13 protein-coding genes are annotated in these 15,647 nt (G+C 70.5%); 3 read left to right on the plus strand and 10 right to left on the minus strand.

Annotated elements, in window-relative coordinates; all coding sequences use genetic code 11:
• Positions 1-147: 147 nt before the first annotated feature.
• Positions 148-1,086 (plus strand): LLM class flavin-dependent oxidoreductase, encoded by a 939-nt coding sequence (locus tag C1A33_RS11460; RefSeq protein ID WP_243407439.1) that lies wholly within the window; start codon positions 148-150, stop codon positions 1,084-1,086.
• A gap of 130 nt (positions 1,087-1,216) precedes the next feature.
• Here C1A33_RS11460 and C1A33_RS11465 read toward each other — a convergent pair whose 3' ends face one another.
• Positions 1,217-2,932 carry an AMP-binding protein gene (locus C1A33_RS11465; RefSeq protein ID WP_243407440.1) on the minus strand — a complete coding sequence of 572 codons (1,716 nt, stop codon included), beginning with the start codon at positions 2,930-2,932 and terminating at the stop codon, positions 1,217-1,219.
• A 413-nt stretch (positions 2,933-3,345) separates the two neighbouring features.
• On the opposite strand from C1A33_RS11465, the gene C1A33_RS36520 reads away from it, so the two are divergent.
• Positions 3,346-4,602 carry a LuxR C-terminal-related transcriptional regulator gene (locus tag C1A33_RS36520; RefSeq protein WP_133150644.1) on the plus strand — a complete coding sequence of 419 codons (1,257 nt, stop codon included), beginning with the start codon at positions 3,346-3,348 and terminating at the stop codon, positions 4,600-4,602.
• Positions 4,603-4,802: 200 nt separating this feature from the next.
• The gene (locus tag C1A33_RS11475) at positions 4,803-5,861 is read left to right on the plus strand and encodes a porin PorA family protein (protein WP_207770264.1); all 1,059 of its coding nucleotides are present in this window, start codon (positions 4,803-4,805) and stop codon (positions 5,859-5,861) included.
• 130 nt (positions 5,862-5,991) lie between these two features.
• Here the strand turns inward: C1A33_RS11475 and C1A33_RS11480 are convergent, their stop codons facing one another.
• The 9 genes from C1A33_RS11480 to C1A33_RS11520 form a co-directional block, all read right to left on the minus strand.
• Complete coding sequence (locus tag C1A33_RS11480) at positions 5,992-8,091, minus strand: protein meaA (protein ID WP_423748061.1); 2,100 nt, start codon at positions 8,089-8,091, stop codon at positions 5,992-5,994.
• A 1-nt stretch (position 8,092) separates the two neighbouring features.
• A complete protein-coding gene (locus C1A33_RS11485; RefSeq protein ID WP_101831492.1) occupies positions 8,093-9,025 on the minus strand; it encodes an SDR family oxidoreductase in 933 nt (310 codons plus the stop codon).
• A gap of 10 nt (positions 9,026-9,035) precedes the next feature.
• The gene (locus tag C1A33_RS11490; protein WP_101831493.1) at positions 9,036-9,830 is read right to left on the minus strand and encodes an enoyl-CoA hydratase-related protein; all 795 of its coding nucleotides are present in this window, start codon (positions 9,828-9,830) and stop codon (positions 9,036-9,038) included.
• 114 nt (positions 9,831-9,944) lie between these two features.
• Entirely contained in the window at positions 9,945-11,060 is a 1,116-nt protein-coding gene (locus C1A33_RS11495) for an Rv3169 family protein (protein WP_207770265.1), read from the minus strand.
• The gene (locus tag C1A33_RS11500; protein WP_101831494.1) at positions 11,057-12,211 is read right to left on the minus strand and encodes a phosphotransferase family protein; all 1,155 of its coding nucleotides are present in this window, start codon (positions 12,209-12,211) and stop codon (positions 11,057-11,059) included. The genes C1A33_RS11495 and C1A33_RS11500 overlap by 4 nt, the downstream gene beginning before the upstream one ends.
• Positions 12,208-13,089 (minus strand): enoyl-CoA hydratase/isomerase family protein, encoded by an 882-nt coding sequence (locus C1A33_RS11505; RefSeq protein ID WP_207770266.1) that lies wholly within the window; start codon positions 13,087-13,089, stop codon positions 12,208-12,210. The genes C1A33_RS11500 and C1A33_RS11505 overlap by 4 nt, the downstream gene beginning before the upstream one ends.
• 4 nt (positions 13,090-13,093) lie before the next feature.
• Complete coding sequence (locus C1A33_RS11510) at positions 13,094-13,900, minus strand: enoyl-CoA hydratase/isomerase family protein (protein WP_101831495.1); 807 nt, start codon at positions 13,898-13,900, stop codon at positions 13,094-13,096.
• Between the two features lie 106 nt (positions 13,901-14,006).
• The gene (locus C1A33_RS11515) at positions 14,007-14,864 is read right to left on the minus strand and encodes an enoyl-CoA hydratase-related protein (protein ID WP_243407441.1); all 858 of its coding nucleotides are present in this window, start codon (positions 14,862-14,864) and stop codon (positions 14,007-14,009) included.
• Complete coding sequence (locus C1A33_RS11520; RefSeq protein ID WP_101831497.1) at positions 14,864-15,628, minus strand: SDR family NAD(P)-dependent oxidoreductase; 765 nt, start codon at positions 15,626-15,628, stop codon at positions 14,864-14,866. Before C1A33_RS11520 ends, C1A33_RS11515 begins: the two co-directional genes overlap by 1 nt.
• Positions 15,629-15,647 lie beyond the last annotated feature (19 nt).

The following is a 15,647-nucleotide window of genomic DNA, read 5'->3' on the forward strand; positions in this document are numbered from 1 at the left end:
TATGGTCGGCCGGCACCGGGGCGGATCGCGGCGACTGTCGGTTTCCACAGCGCGTGGGTCGCGTCCGGGCGTCCCCGCTGGACCAACCACCAGTATTTGGTCATTCCATTGGTCGAAAGTGTGCCCGGTCTGCGAGACGATGCGGCGGTGAACTCCGACCTCACTCTTGGCGTCGCCGTCAACGACGAGCTCCTCGCGGCCGCTCCGGCGGCGCGCCGGGCCATCCTCGACCACCTGGCCGACGCCGGCCTCGACCATCTCACAGTCGGTGACCACATCAGTTTCCATGGCGGCACGGGCTTCGACGGGATCGTCGCCGCGACGACCGCGCTCGCGTCGCATGACACCCTCAAGGTGCTGATCGGCGTCTACCTGGCGGGCCTGCGCCATCCGATGGCCACAGCCCGCTCGCTCGCGACGCTGACCCAGGTCGCGCCCGGCCGGCTGATCCTGGGAGTCGGAGTCGCCGGGGAGGACCGCGCCGAGGTCAGCAACATGGGCGTCGACCCGGCGACCCGCGGTCGCCGCATGGACGAGACCCTCGGGCTGCTGCGCCGGCTGGCGACAGGTGAGGCTGTCGACCATCGGGGGCGGTTCTTCCAGCTTGAGAACGCGCGGATCCTTCCTGCCCTTGAGCCCAGGGTTCCGATCCTCATCGGAGGCGCGGGGGAGGTGGCGGTGCGGCGGACGGCCGCGGACGGCGACGGCTGGCTCGGGATGTGGTGCTCGGCCCGCAGATATGCCGCCACCCACCAGCAAATCCTGGCTGCGTGTTCCGCGGCCGGCCGGCCCGCGCCCACCTTCGCGGGGCTCAACGTCTGGGTCGGTTTCGGCCGTGACGCCGCGACCGCGAGGGCGGCGCTGGGGGAGCGGATGTCACACCTCTACAACCTGCCCGCCGAGAAGTTCGCGCACATCAGCGCGGCCGGCACGCCGCGGGACGTCGCCGGGTTCCTCACTCCCTACGTTCAGGCGGGTGCGCGGACGCTGACCCTGATACCCGTCGCCGACACGGTGCACGCGGCGATCGAGCAGGCCGCCGAAGTCCGGGATCTGCTCCGCGGCCAGGCGGTCGAAGCCCCGTGACCAACCGGCAAGGCCGCGACCGAAACCGCGCGACATCGGTCGCTTCGCCCCGGCTCGCTGGGAACGAAGAACGCCGGAAATCGGGCCCGTCACGGTCCGTCCGGGGTCAGGCCTGACGGGAGAACGGCCGTCAGCGTCCGGCTGGAACGCCGGCCAGGCGGCCTGCCTTCTCGGCGATGTCCTTCCGGAGCACATGCTTCTGGATCTTCCCGGTCGCCGTCATCGGCATCGCTTCGAGTATCTCCAGATGCTCCGGTGTCTTCTGGAGCGCGATTCCCCGCTCCTGGAGGTACTCCTTCAGCGATGCCAGGGTGGGCGGGCTCCCGGGGTCAGCGGGGACGATGTAGCAGCACGCGCGCTCACCGAGTCGTTCGTCGGGCATCGCGACCACCGCGACGGAGTGGATTGCCGGGTGCGCGGCGAGGAGATCCTCGATCTCCCGGACGCTGATGTTCATCCCACCGCGGATGACGATGTCCTTGGTCCGGCCGGTGACGCGCACGAACCCGTCGGCGTCCATGACTCCGAGGTCGCCCGAGCGGGAGAACCCGTCGGGAGTGAACAGCGCGGCGGTGTCATCGGGTCGGCCGAGGTAGCCGAGCATGTGTGACGGGCCCTTGTAGGCGATGTCGCCCTCGGTACCCGCCGGGACTGGTTCGCCAACCAGGTCGACGATCCTGACCTCACTGAACGGCAGTGCCGACCCGTCGGAGGTCAGTGCCCGCTCCGGGTCGTCGTCCACCGTGCAGGTGGTGGTCGTGAGGTTCTCGCTGCGTCCGTACAGGCTCAGGACTCGTGTGTCCGGGAACAGCGTCCGGGCGCGCTCGACGATCGAGCGGGGGATCGGGGCGCCCGCGGACACCCAGACGCGCAGGCACGAGGCGTCGTGGCGGTCCGGATCGTAGGCGTCAAGCGCCATCTGGAGGAAGGTCGTGGCGGCGACCGTCACCGAGCACCGGTACCTGGCGATCTCGGCCAGGCCCCGTACCGGTTCCCATTCGGGCATGACGTGTGTGGCTCCGCCGTGCAGGAGGGGGAGCAGCACACTGGTGACGAGGCCGGTCGTGTGGGTGATCGGCGACGGGCCGAACTGTACGTCCCGCTCGGTGTAGCCGAACGCCTCGCCGAGCGCGCGGGCACCCGACGCATAGGTGTTGAACGTGTGCAGGCAGCCCTTGGGGCGGGCGGTGGTTCCGGATGTGTAGACGATGACGAACGGGTCGTCCGGGCCCACCGGTGAGCCCAGCCGGGCCTCCGCGAGCGACGGCTCGATGTCGGCGCTGACCGCGCTCAGCGGAAGCACGTCGGCACCTGAACCTGGGCGGTGATCTTCCGACGCGAGTGCGGCGGTGTCGTCGCGAAGCACCACGATCGAATGCAGCGCGGGTCGCTCGGCCGCGAGATTCCGGAACATTCCCAGATGGTCGAATCCCTTGAAGGTGGAGGCTGTGAACACCACCTTCACGTCCGCGTCATCGAGTACATGACCGACCTCGTCGCGGCGGTAGATCGGCATGATGGGCACCGCTACGGCGCCCAGTCGGGCGATCGCCGCGACGATGACGGCGAATTCGGCCCAGCTGGGCATCTGAACCGCCACCCGGTCGCCGGCCCGCACCCCGCGTGCCCGCAGACCGACAGCGAGGCGAAGCGAGATCTCGTGGGCTTCGCGGTAGGTCATCGAGACCTTGCCGTCGGTGATGAAGGTCTTGCCCCCTAATGCGCCCGCCTGCCGAGCGAGCACGTCCCCTAAGGTCTCCTTTCCCCAGTAGCCCGAGGCGTAGAAGCGTTCTACCTCAAGTTGATCATAGCGGTCGCTGACGGTGGGAATGCCCATGGGAGTCATCGAGTCATCCTGGAAGGTCGCGATCGGGCGCGGTGGATGGGGTACTGGCGCTGGCGCCGGAGGACGGATTGGTGCTGGCCGGGCCGTGTGGTCGCAAGTTATAATGGTCTGGCCAAATGTGCAATCGTCTTCCTCCGGCGGGGTGCGCCAGCCTGTCCCGTCTGGCGCGAGGGGTGCCCGCGACGGCCAGGGAAGGGGTCGGGTGGCGTGGCTGGCGGGAAGGAGCACGCTCCGCGTTGCCGCCGTTGCCATAAGTGACCGCCGGCGGGTGAGGGTTCGCCGGTGACGGTGAGGTGTCGGATGTCGCGAGCAGAAGCTGCCGCCCTGGCCGCCCGTCGCCACCTTGACGTTAAGGTCATACCATTTTATCGTTCCGAAACTCCAGGTGGGGGCATGATCGGAGGGATGTCAAAGTGCGGCGCATCGGGTACGAACAGACATTTGTCGCCGCGGAGAGCGCACTCCGCTCAGCGACGTCCGTTTTTCGCATTAATGTCCCTTTACCTCGCTTTGGCGTGTCTGACCCCGAGCAGGTCCTGCAGGCGCTGACCGAGGCGTCCGCCGCGGTGCGGGCCTCCACCGGCTCGCGGCCGGGACTGACCGAGGCGGCCGAGATCGCCGAGAACGAGCTCGCCTCGGCGCGGCTGGAGCTCATCAGCTGGATGGCCCTTCGCGGCCGCGCGATCCATGCTCTTCTCGCTCGGTCGCTGCATCGGCTCCGTACGGCGACGACGGTCGCCGAGCTCACCGACCTCATTCCGAACCTCACCGCCGAGCTTGGCTACGACCGAGTCCTGTTCTCCTGGATCCGGGATGGCCGGTGGGTTCCCTGCGCCGCCTTCACCCGCACGGACCCGGGTGAGGCGGCCGCCATTGTCACCGCCGGTGGCAGCCCGGCCTTCCGGCGTGTTCACGGCCTGCTTGAGGAAGAAGTCGTGCGGACTTGTTCGACAATTCTGGTCCACGATGTCCAGGGCAACCCGCGTGTGCACGCTCAGTTGCTCGCGGTCACGCACTCGCGGTCCTACGTCGCCGCGCCGCTGGTTTTCCACGAACAGGTCGTGGGATTGCTGCATGTGGACCGCAACACCGAGACGGGCGCGATGGACGGGTTCGATCGCGACCTGCTCGCTCTGCTGTCCTCAGGACTCGGACTCGCTTTGGAGCGGGTCCGGACGCTGCGGGATCTGGAAACCGTCCGCGAGACTGTAGAAGGCCACACCGCGATGCTGCATGATCTGATGGGGCGACTCGGCCGCGAGCAGGACCACTTTGTGAGTGACCCCTGTGGGGCGACGCGTCCCGCATCGCTGGCGGACGGATACTCCAGGTCGCCGCACGACCAGGACGGGCGTGAGGCCGTGAGCGTCTCGCGCCCGTATCCGTGTCTGTCGGAGCCGCCGGACGCCGATGCCTGGCGCGCCGAGTTGACCCGCAGGGAGGAGCAGGTCCTGCGCCTGGTCGCGGAAGGATTGACCAACGCCCAGATCGGCGAGCGGCTTTTCGTCACCGAGGCCACCGTCAAAACGCATGTCAAGAGCGTTCTGCGCAAGCTCGGTGTGGCAACCCGCTCCGAGGCCGGGGCCACCTACCATCGCGGTCGGGGCCGGTCTCTCGAGCTCGCGGTGACCGGCCACCTAGCGGGGCAGAAATCCCACCCCTTCGGGTGATGTGGACCACGTTCCACAGGGTCATCATGGGTGGCGCTGGCTCTGGGGTTTCCTCCCCGTCCAGCTTTCGAAGATGACGGCTTCGCTGCCTTCCTGGGGTGGAGGGGGCGCGCTCGATCTCATTCCGCGTGCATGTCACCCAGTCGTTCCCACAATCACGAACTGAGGGAGTCCTCTTGCGTGTCCGCCGTTCTTCGATCGTGGTCGGTCTGGTCGGCCTTGTCCTCCTGGTGGTCGCCGTGCTCACCAGGTTCGTGGTGTTACCCGCCGGGCAGAAGTTACCGAAGAGCACCGATGTGTCTGTCCAGTACACCGGAACCGGAACGTTCCTCGACGCGAACGCGCTCGCGGCCGGGGACATGGAGCACGCGCTCGCGAAGGACGTCCCCGTCAGTATCGATCGGCGTACCTACGTGAAATCGGTACACGGGGACCATGCGATTGTCGGCGACGATGTCACGGTTCGGGCGGGTGGCCCCCCGCAGACGAATCGGCACACCTATGCGCTGGACCGCACGAGCCTGGCCGGCGTCGCGTCCCCGGACGGGACCGTCGTCGAGCCGACGAGCGGTTCGCTCCCGGTCGCCTGGCCGATCGGGCCGAGCCCCTCAGCGCAGTACCAGTTGTACGACACCGCCACGCAGCGGGGCTGGCCCGGGAAATACCTTGGCGCAGGCTCCACAGACGGCCGTTCCACCTACCGTTTCACCTATGTCGCCGATGCCGCGTTGAAGGATCCCACGGTGGTGAAGTCGCTGCCCGCGGCGCTGCCCAAGGGTCTGTTGTCCTCGCTCTCGCCGCTGCTGGCCACGGAGACCGCCGGCAGGCTCACCGCCGCGCTGCCGTCACTGCCCGCGAACGTACCGATCAGCTACACCGCGCGGACGACAGTGGTGGCGGTGGTCGACCAGCAGACCGGGCTGGTCGTGGACACCACCCAGGATCAGCGGATCATCGCCAGCGTCGCCGACGCCGGCAGGGCCATCCAGTTGCTGCCGGTGATGTCGGTGAAGGTGAAGCTGACGTCCGCCTCGGTCACGGAGCTCGCGGACAAGGCGGCCTCGGGCGGGAGACTTCTGATCCTCATCGGTGTCGTCGCGCCTCTCGCCCTCGCGGCTGTCGGGCTCCTGCTCATCATCGTGGCTGTCATCCGCCGCACCAGGACCGCCGCGAACCCGTCGGCCGCGGGCGCCGCGTCCGACCGGCCCACGGCGCCCGCGGTGAAGGAAAGCGTGCGCGCCGAGGCGGATCGGGACTGAGGTGTCGCCCGCCCGGGTCGCGAGCGCGACCGCGTCCGCGGGCGAGGGACCAGGCGGCCCGTCCGCCGTGGCGGGACCAGGTGCCGTGCCCGCCGGTGACGGGCCGCGGGCCTGGTCCACCGACCGGCGGTCAGGCACCGGCGAGCCCGTTCGCCGTCCGCACGATGTTCACGATGCCGCGCATGATCTCGGTGAGGCCGTAGTCCTTCGGAGTGAAGACCGCGGCGACGCCCAGCGCCGTCAGCGCCTGCGCGTCGGCGGGCGGAATGATGCCGCCGACCACCACCGGCACGTCGGCGAGCCCGGCGTCCCGCAGCCCGTCGAGCACCTCGGGGACCAGGTTCATGTGCGACCCGGACAGCACCGACAGCCCGACCACGTGGACGTCCTCCTCGACCGCCGCGGTGACGATCTGCGCCGGCGTGAGACGGATGCCCTGGTAGACCACCTCGAAGCCCACGTCGCGCGCCCGCACCGCGATCTGCTCGGCGCCGTTCGAATGTCCGTCCAGGCCGGGCTTGCCGACCAGCAGCCGCAGGCGACGTCCAAGCCTCTCGCCGGTGCGGCTGACCAGGCCGCGCACCTCGGCCAGGTCGTCACCGCCCGAGGCGGTGGACACCCCGGAGACACCGGTGGGGGCGCGGTACTCGCCGAACACCTCCCGCAGGACGCCGGCCCACTCCCCGGTCGTCACCCCGGCGCGGGCGCAGGTCAGCGTCGCCGGCATCAGGTTGACGTCGGACTTCGCGGCCTCCCGCAGGCCCAGCAGCGCCTCGTCGACCCGCACCGCGTCCCGGCCCGCGCGCCAGGCCGCGACCTGCTCCCGGGCCGCCTGCTCCCCCGCCGGGTCGACCGTCTGGACCGCCGCGTCCATGTCGGCGAGCAGCGGGTTCGGCTCGGTCTCGGTGAAGCGGTTCACCCCGACCACGACGTCCTCGCCGGACTCGATCCGGGCCCGCCGGGTCGCCTGCGAGGCCACCAGCCGCGACTTCATGTAGCCGCTCTCGACCGCCGCGATGGCCCCGCCCATCGCCTGCACCCGGTCGATCTCCTCCGTCGCCGCGGCGACGAGCTCGTCCACCCGTGCCCTGACGACCACCGAGCCCTCGAACAGGTCCGGGTACTCCAGCAGGTCCGTCTCGTGGGCGAGGATCTGCTGGATGCGCAGCGACCACTGCTGGTCCCAGGGGCGCGGCAGGCCCAGCGCCTCGTTCCACGCCGGCAGCTGCAGGGCCCGGCAGCGGGCGTCCTTCGACAGGGTGACGCCGAGCGCCTCCAGCACGATCCGGATCACGTTGTTCTCCGGCTGCGCCTCCGTCAGCCCGAGGGAGTTGACCTGCACGCCGTAGCGGAACCGCCGGTGCTTCGGGTCCGTCACGCCGTAGCGGGTGCGCAGCAGGTCGTCCCACAGCGCGACGAACGCGCGCATCTTGCACAGCTCCTCGACGAAGCGGACACCCGCGTTCACGAAGAACGACATCCGGGCGCACACCTCGCCCATCCGCTCCGGCGGCACCTGGCCGGAGGCGACGACCGCGTCCAGCACCGCGATCACGGTGCACAGCGAGTACGCCAGCTCCTGCACCGGCGTCGCGCCGGCCTCCTGCAGGTGGTAGCTGCAGATGTTGATCGGGTTCCAGCGCGGGACCTCGGTCACCGTGTAGGCCACGACGTCCGTGATCAGCCGCAGCGACGGGCCGGGCGGGAAGACGTACGTCCCGCGCGACAGGTACTCCTTGATGATGTCGTTCTGCGTCGTGCCGGTCAGCTCCGCGGGCTGCGCGCCCTGCTCCTCGGCCACCACCTGGTAGAGCGCGAGCAGCCACATCGCGGTGGCGTTGATCGTCATGGACGTGTTCATCCGACCCAGCGGAATCTGGTCGAACAGCGCCCGCATGTCACCCAGATGTGCGACGGGCACGCCGACCTTGCCGACCTCGCCGCGCGCGAGGACGTCGTCGGGGTCGTACCCGGTCTGCGTCGGCAGGTCGAAGGCCACAGACAGACCCGTCTGTCCCTTGGCCAGGTTGCGGCGGTACAGAGCGTTGCTCTCGGCCGGGCTGGAATGTCCCGCGTAGGTCCGGATGATCCATGGCCGATCCCGCTCGCATCTCGCGGATGGCGCCACAGTGACCCGCGAGGGCGGATCGGTGGGCGGCGGCTCCGTGGTGGACGGCTCTGTGAGCGACGGCTCTGTGGGCGACGGCTCTGTGGGCGACGGCTCGGGCATGTCAGCCGCTGTTCCGCTGCGTTGTGCGCTGTGCCGCGCTCGTGGCGGAGGCGGCCGTGCTCTGCGCGCGGATCTCTGTCCAGTCCGCGTCGGTCAGTGTCGCGAGTTCCGCGAAAGTGCCCGGGCCGGCGAGCATCTGGCCGCCGTCCATCGCGATCGTCTGGCCGGTCAGGTAGTCGCAGGCATCCGACAGCAGGAAGATGACAAGGTGGGCCAGTTCCGCGACGGTGCCGGGGCGTCCCGCCGGGATCCGGTCGGTCTGGGTCGCCCCGCCCGAGCTCCTGTCCGTGGGATTGAGCATCGCCCAGGCGTAGTCGGTCGGGATCGGCCCGGGCGCGATGGCGTTCACCCGGATGCGGTGCCGGGCCCACTCCGCCGCCAGCGACATCGTCATCGCGTGGACGGCGGCCTTGGCCATCGCGGCCGGCACGACGAACGCCGAACCCGACCAGACCCAGGTCGTCAGGTTGGACAGGACGCTGCCGGGCAGGCCGCCCGCGATCCAGCGCCGGGCCGCGGCCGTGGTGGTGAAGTACGACCCGTCCATGATCGTGCTGGTCACGGCCTCGAAGGCGCGCGGGCTGAGATCTTCGGTGCGGGCGATGAAGTTCGCCCCCGCGTTGTTGAGGACGCTGGTGAGAGGCCCGTGCTCGGCCCAGAGGGCCCCCATCGCCTCGTCCACCCGGTCGAAGCGGCGGATGTCGACGACGTCCACGTGCACCCTGTCGGGCTTCCCGGCGGACGCCTCCTCGGCGGCCTCCCGCAACACGCTTTCGCGCCGTCCCCACAGGTGGACGTCCGCGCCGTGCGCGACGAGATGACCGGCGAGGCCCCGGCCGAGTCCGGTACCGCCGCCGGTGATGAGGACGCGCTTGCCGGCCAGCGCGTCGCTGGCGAACGGTGACGGCGACGGCGGTGCCGACTGACCTGTCATCCCGCTTCCCTCAGTTGCCGCGGTAGGTGGAGAAGTCGGGAGCGCGCTTCTCGTTGAAGGCGGTGATGCCCTCCTTGGCCTCCGCGGTCTCGCCGAACATCCGCAGGCTGGAGTAGGCCATCTGGCCGATGCCGGCGAAGTGCTCGGTGTCGGTGTTGAAGGACTGCTTGAGGACCTTCAGGGCGGTGGGGGAGAGGCGCAGGATCTCGTCCGCCCACGACCGGACTTCCTTGCGGAGCTGGTCGGCCGGGACGACCTTGTTGACCAGACCCCACTCGTACGCCTGCTGTGCCGAGTACTGCCGGCAGAGGAACCAGATCTCTCGCGCGCGCTTCTCCCCGATCGCCCGGGCCATCAGGCCGGTGCCGAAGCCGGCGTCGAAGGAGCCGACACGCGGGCCGTTCTGGCCGAACTTGGCGGTCTCCGCGGCGAGAGTCAGATCGCAGAGCAGGTGCAGCACGTGGCCACCGCCGATGGCGAAGCCATTGACGGCCGCGATCACCGGCTTGGGCACGTCGCGGATGACCCGGTGCAGGGAGTCGACCTCGAACAGCCCGCTGGCCGACGGGCCGTAGTCGCCGGTCTCCATGCGCTGCTTCTGGTCGCCGCCGGTGCAGAACGCCTTCTCCCCGGCGCCGGTGAGGGCGATCACGCCCACGTCGTCGCTGCCCCAGGCCCGCTTGAAACCGAGAACCAGTTCGTCGACCGTGCGGGCCCGAAAGGAGTTGTAGCGATCCGGCCGGTTGATCGTGATCCAGGCGAGGCCGTTCTCGACCTCGTACGTGACGTCAGTGAAGTCGTCCATCGACCATGGGTCCTCTCTCGCGGTTGCCGCGCTGGCCGCGGCCCGGACCCTCGCGCGCGGCGCGGGGATGAGGGTGGGCCGGTGGCATCGGCAGATGATCGTTAAGGTCAACTTTTAGGACTGACCATTGGCAGACTTTACGCAGGAGGGCCAGGCCCAATCAACTGGTCGCACTGGGCCTCGAAGCGTTGCCTGGTAGACGTACGACGGGCTGCGGCTGTGGGCGAACTCGAAGATCCCCGTGCCCGCTGTGCCGTCCCAGCTGAAGGCGGTCAGCCGGTCGGTCAGCGCCGTGTCCAGAGTGCGGGGGGAGACGGTCCCGTCGAGCGGATAGACGTCGTGCTCGACATGGTCCCGCCCGCGTGGCCGGCCGTGCTGGCCGCCGTAGCCGCCACCGGCCAGGAAGCCGCCGCCGGCCGACGCGTCGCAGTCGATGAGACAGGTCCGCCCGGAAGCCGTCGTCACCTCGACGGTGCCCGAACGCAGGTCGAGCTCGCCGTTGAACCGCAGGTCGTGACGTACGTCCACGATCGGGTCGAGGCCGCCGGCACCGCCGCCCGCGCCGGTCCCGCCGGCGTGCATCACCGAGCCCTCGAGCAGGATGCGCCCGCCACGACGGTCCTCGACCAGCAGGAAACCGACGGAGCGGTCGGGGAACTGGGCCTGGAACCAGAGGTGCAGACCCTGCCCCCCCGACATGGTGCGTACGCCACGGGACCGGTCACGCTGGCCGTACCAGCCGTCGACCTGGGTCCTCACGCCGCCGACGGTCAGCCAGCCGTGGTGCAGACCGGACTGGACGAGGTGCTCGAACCTGGTCGGCGTGGAGTCGTCGCTGTTGTGCACCTCGACGTCACCGACCCAGGCCGGCGTACGTGCCCGCCAGGTGAGGTCGAACGCCAGCCCGCTCGGGTTGTCGTCGAGAACGAGCCGCCAGGCGCGGTTCGCCTCGAGCATCTCGAAACGAAACGGCCCGCCGCCGCGCCAGTCCGTCGCGTCCAGCTCGGTCGACCAGCGCAGGTTGTGCTGCTCGGCTCCGGCCACGACGACCGTGAAACCGTCGATCACGTTGCGGGTGGGGTAGAGCCCGCAGCCGAGCACGATCGACGGGCCGGTGCGGTCCACCGGGTGGGCGTTGAACATGAAACGGTCGAAGAACCGGTCGGGCAGGTCGTTCGCCGCGGCTGTCCGCGGCGTGACGAGATCGTCGTGGAACTCGGTGTCGCTCACTGTGCCTCCTTCGATCCGGGACGGGCCTGCTGGAGAGGAGGCAGCCCGGCGGTGCGGTGCGCCGCGTCGAGGAAGGAGCGGACCAGCGCGGGGTCGGTGTAGTAGGGGTCGCCGGAGCCCGTCCCGGCCCGCCGGCGGCTGTACTCGTACAGCGCGGCCAGCTTCCACAGCGCGAGCGTGGTGTACCAGGTCAGCCTCGACAGGCTGGGCCCGCCGAGGTCGCGGCCGGTGCGTTCGGCGTAGCGGGCGCCGAGTTCGGCGCGGCTGGGGTATCCGCCCTCGAGCTGCGCCGTCCCGAGCAGCTGGGTGGGGGTGAGCGGCTCGCCCGGCTCCGGCACGGACGCGAGGAAATAGCCGACGTCGAACAGAGGGTCGCCGATGGTCGCGAGTTCCCAGTCGAGCACGGCCGCGACCCGGCCCGGCGGGCCCGGCTCGATGATCACATTGCCGATGCGGTAGTCGTTGTGCACGATCGAGGCGCCTGACTCGGCCGGCGCGTGGTCGCGAAGCCACGCCTCGGCCACGGTGAACTCCGGCGGCAGCGCGCCGTGCGCGTCCGCGACCAGCCGGCCGAGCCGCCGGACATGGCGCGCGTTGAACCCCTCGGGCCGGCCGAGATCGTCCAGGTGCCTGGCACGCCAGTCGACCGCGTGGAGTTCGGCCAGAGTGTCGATGAGTGCTTCGCCTATCTCCCGGCGGGTGGCGGGGGTGTCCAGCGGGGTGGGGGTCGACGTGGTGACGACCGGCCCGCCGGTGAAGCTCATGGCGTAGAAGGGCACGTCGAGCACCTCGCCCGCCCGCGCGGTCGCGAGGACCGCGGGCACCGGGACCGGCGAGTCGCGCAACGCGGCCACCAGCCGGGCCTCGCGCAGGACATCGTGTCCGCCGGGCGGCACCGGGGGCGGCGGCGGGCGGCGGATGACGAGCTGGCGGGCGCCGTGGGAGACCAGGTAGGTGAGGTTGGAGTGGCCGTCGCCGATGCGCCGGGTGCTCACCGGCCCGTCGCAGAGGCCACGCTCAGCGAGGAAACGCTCGAGCCGCGAGCGGGTGGCCGCGTCCCAGTCCCATTCCGGTGCGGTGACGTCACCCGCCGCGGCGGCGCCCGGGTGCAGGTCTCGTGGCGGGCTCGTCGCCGCCGCGAGCTCGCTCATCGGCCGGTGAAGACGGCCGGGCGCTTCTCCTTGAACGCCGCGAGCGCTTCGGGCATGTCCTCGGTGCGGGTCAGCAGCGCCTGGCCGCGGTTCTCCAGCTCCAGAGCCGCGGCATAGGAGGTGATCTCCAGGTTGCGCTGGATGGCCCGCTTGGACAGTCGGACTCCGCCCGGTGAGTTCGCGGCGATCAGCCGGGCTGTCGCCAGGGTCTCCGCGAGCAGTGACTCGCTGGGCACGACCCGGTTCGCCAGCCCGATGCGCGCGGCCTCCTCGGCCCCGACCAGTCGACCCGTGTACCCGATCTCGGCCGCCCGGCCCGGCCCGATCAGCCGCACAAGATTGAAGGAGGTGCCGAGCTCGCCGATGGACAGGCCGACCCGCACGAACGCGGCGCTGAACTTCGCGGTGGGCGCCGCGTAGCGGATGTCGGCGGCCAGCGCCAGGGCGAGGCCACCACCGGTGGCGGGGCCGTGGACCGCGGCGAGGACGGGGAAGGGCAGATGCCGGATGGCCTGGATGCCCCCGGTGGCGGTCTCCTGGAACGCGAGGAACTCGCGCACGCCCATCCTGGTGATGACGTCGATCTCGTCGAGGTCGAAGCCGGCGCAGAAGGCCCGGGTTCCCGCGCCGGTGAGGACGAGGGCCCGCAGACCGCTGTCCCGCAGCGCCAGAGCGGCCGCACCGAACTCGTGGAACATCGTGACGGTCTGGGAGTTCATCCGCTCCGGGCGGTTGACGCGCAGGACCGCGATGGCGCCGTCGAGCACCTCGATGGCGAGTGTCTCGAACTCGGGCAGCGCCAGGGCGGCGACGCTCGGCGCCGCCTCCCTCGGCGCCGCCTCCCCCGGTAAAGCTGTCCCGTTCACTGTGCTGGCCACGGTGTCAATCTCCTCTGAAGACAGGCGTGCGCTTTTCACGGAAGGCGGCCAGTGCCTCGGGCATGTCCTGGCTGCGGGTCAGCAGCGCCTGACCACGGTTCTCGAGCTCGAGCGCGGCCGCGTAGGAACCGACCTCGAGGTTGGCCTGCAACGCCCGCTTGGACAACTGCACGCCGCCGGGCGAGTTCGCGACGATCTGCTCGGTGAGGCGGAAGACGTCGTCCAGCAGGCCGCCGGACTCGCTCACCTGGTTGACGAGCCCGATGTGCTCGGCTTCGCGCGCGTCGACCAGGCGGCCCGTGAAGCAGATCTCGCTGGCGACAGCCGGCCCGACCAGCCGGGTGAGCAGCCAGGAAACCCCCAGGTCCCCGGCCGACAGCCCGATGCGCACGAACGCCGCGTTGAACTTCGCCTCCGGCGACGCCAGCCGGATGTCCGCCGCGAGCGCGAGCGAGAGCCCGCCGCCGGCGGCCGGACCGTTGACGGCCGCGACGACCGGCACCTTCAGTGATCGGATCGCCAGCAGCGCCCGCGCCGCGCGCTCCTGCTGGTCGAGCATGCCCAACGCGCCCAGACCGGGTAGTCCGTCGGCGGCGGCCAGGTCGAAGCCCGCGCAGAAGGCACGGCCGGCACCGGTGATGACCAGGACCCGCGCGCGGCTGTCCGCGTCGAGCCGCCGGGCGAACGCCTCCAGCTCGACGAACATCGTGTCGGTCATGGCGTTGTAGCGGTCCGGCCGGTTCAGCGTGAGCAGCACGACGCCCGGCCGCGGTTCGTCGGTCAGGAAGGTCTCGTAGGTCGGCGTCGTCATCTGTCCGCCTCCTGTCATCGGTGACGAGCGGTTCGTCGAAGGTGAGTGGCCCAGTGGCCTAGTGGCCCCGGGAGCGCGGCCGGGGCGGGACATCTGGCGGATCCGCTCAGGCGAAGCGGGGCCGCCGCTTGTCGACGAACGCCCGGATGCCCTCGGCCGCCTCGCCGGTCTCGAACAGTTCCTGCTCCTGTTCGACCTCGTAGCGGAACCCCTCGGCGAGGGGGAGGTCGCCGGCGGCGTCCACGGTGCGCACGACCGCGAGCTGTGCGGGCAGCGACGGGCCGATCAGCTCCGCCGCCAGGGCCAGCGCGCCGCGCTCGCCGCCGCCGTCCTCGTCGACGAACCGGTCGACAAGCCCGATCGCCTGGGCCTCGCTGGCCGGCACCCGGCGAGCGGTCAGCATGATGTCGAGCGCGTGCGAACGTCCGACGAGGCGGGTCAGCCGTTGGGTGCCGCCGGCTCCGGGGATCAGTCCGATCTTCACCTCGGGCAGGCCGAGCGCGGCCCGGGGGCCGGCGACCCGCAGCGTGCAGGCCATCGCGAGTTCGAGCCCGCCGCCCAGCGCCAGTCCGTCGATCGCGGCGATCGACAGGAACGGAGCCGCCGCGAACCGGTCGTTGACGGCGCGCATCAGGTCGCCGTAGGCGGTGAACGACGCGGCGTCGATCGTGGCGAGGTGCTTGATGTCGGCGCCCGCGGCGAAGAAGCCGCGCAGGGCGGAGGTGACGACCACGACCTTGATGTCGCCCGCCGCTTCGGCGTGGTCGATGGCGCGGTGCAGACCCTCGAGCAGCGGCACGCCCAGAGCGTTGGCGGGTGGGCGGGCCATCGTGACGACCTGGATGCCCGGCGCGTGCGTCCGCCACGTCACGACCTGGTCCGCCGCGTCGTTCATCCCGGCTGGCTGGGCGGACGCCGTCGCCGCTGGTGAGGTGGGTACGGCTGGTGTGGTGGGCATTGTCATCAAGCCATCGTCAGGCCGCCGGAGACCGACAGCGTCTGCCCGGTGACGAAGCCGGCGCCGTCGGAGGCGAGGAACGCCACGGCGGGTCCGACATCCTCGGGGGTGCCCAGTCGCCGCATCGGCACCGCGCGCGTCATGCCGGCGATCACCTTCTCGGCGTCGGCACCTCCCTGGCCCCGCTGCGCGAAGGCACGCAGCGCCGGTGTGTCGGTCGGACCGGGGCAGACGGTGTTGACCGTGACGCCCTTGGTCGCGACCTCGCGGGCCAGCGTCTTGGTGAACGCGATGATCCCGCCCTTGGCGCCGGAGTAGACGGCCTCCAGGGAGGAACCCACCCGGCCGGCGTCAGAGCCGATGTTGATGACCCGGCCGAAACGGCGCTCGATCATCCCCGGCAGGACGGCCTGGATGACCCGCAGCGCACCCTTGAAGTTGATGTCGAGGATCTTGTCCCAGAACTCCTCGGTGGTCGCCACGAACGGCATGAAGTCGTCCCACCCGGCGTTGTTGACGACAACCTCGACGGGCCCGAGACCGGCCTCGACCGTCTCGACCGCCGCGTGCACGGAACCTGTGTCGGTGACGTTGATCTCGACGGGGATCGCGGTTCCACTCACCGCGGTGATCTCCTTCGCGGTGCGGGCCGCGACGTCGGCGTTCAGGTCGGCGACAGCGACCTGGAACCCGGCCTCGACCAGCGAGGCCGCGATGCCCCGGCCGATTCCCTGCGCTGCACCGGTGACGAGGGCAACACGGTTGGTCATGAACAACTCCTGTGAGTCC

Source organism: Frankia canadensis (assembly GCF_900197875.1).
Taxonomy (GTDB): Bacteria; Actinomycetota; Actinomycetes; order Frankiales; family Frankiaceae; genus Frankia; species Frankia canadensis.

Bases quoted from the DNA above. Each gene is read 5' to 3' on its own strand.
- C1A33_RS11490 (WP_101831493.1), bottom strand. From the start codon at position 9,830: ATGGACGACTTCACTGACGTCACGTACGAGGTCGAGAACGGCCTCGCC.
- C1A33_RS11520 (WP_101831497.1), bottom strand. From the start codon at position 15,628: ATGACCAACCGTGTTGCCCTCGTCACCGGTGCAGCGCAGGGAATCGGC.
- C1A33_RS11465 (WP_243407440.1), bottom strand. From the start codon at position 2,932: ATGACTCCCATGGGCATTCCCACCGTCAGCGACCGCTATGATCAACTT.
- C1A33_RS11500 (WP_101831494.1), bottom strand. From the start codon at position 12,211: ATGAGCGAGCTCGCGGCGGCGACGAGCCCGCCACGAGACCTGCACCCG.
- C1A33_RS11515 (WP_243407441.1), bottom strand. From the start codon at position 14,864: ATGACAATGCCCACCACACCAGCCGTACCCACCTCACCAGCGGCGACG.
- C1A33_RS11480 (WP_423748061.1), bottom strand. From the start codon at position 8,091: ATGCCCGAGCCGTCGCCCACAGAGCCGTCGCCCACAGAGCCGTCGCTC.
- C1A33_RS11485 (WP_101831492.1), bottom strand. From the start codon at position 9,025: ATGACAGGTCAGTCGGCACCGCCGTCGCCGTCACCGTTCGCCAGCGAC.
- C1A33_RS11510 (WP_101831495.1), bottom strand. From the start codon at position 13,900: ATGACGACGCCGACCTACGAGACCTTCCTGACCGACGAACCGCGGCCG.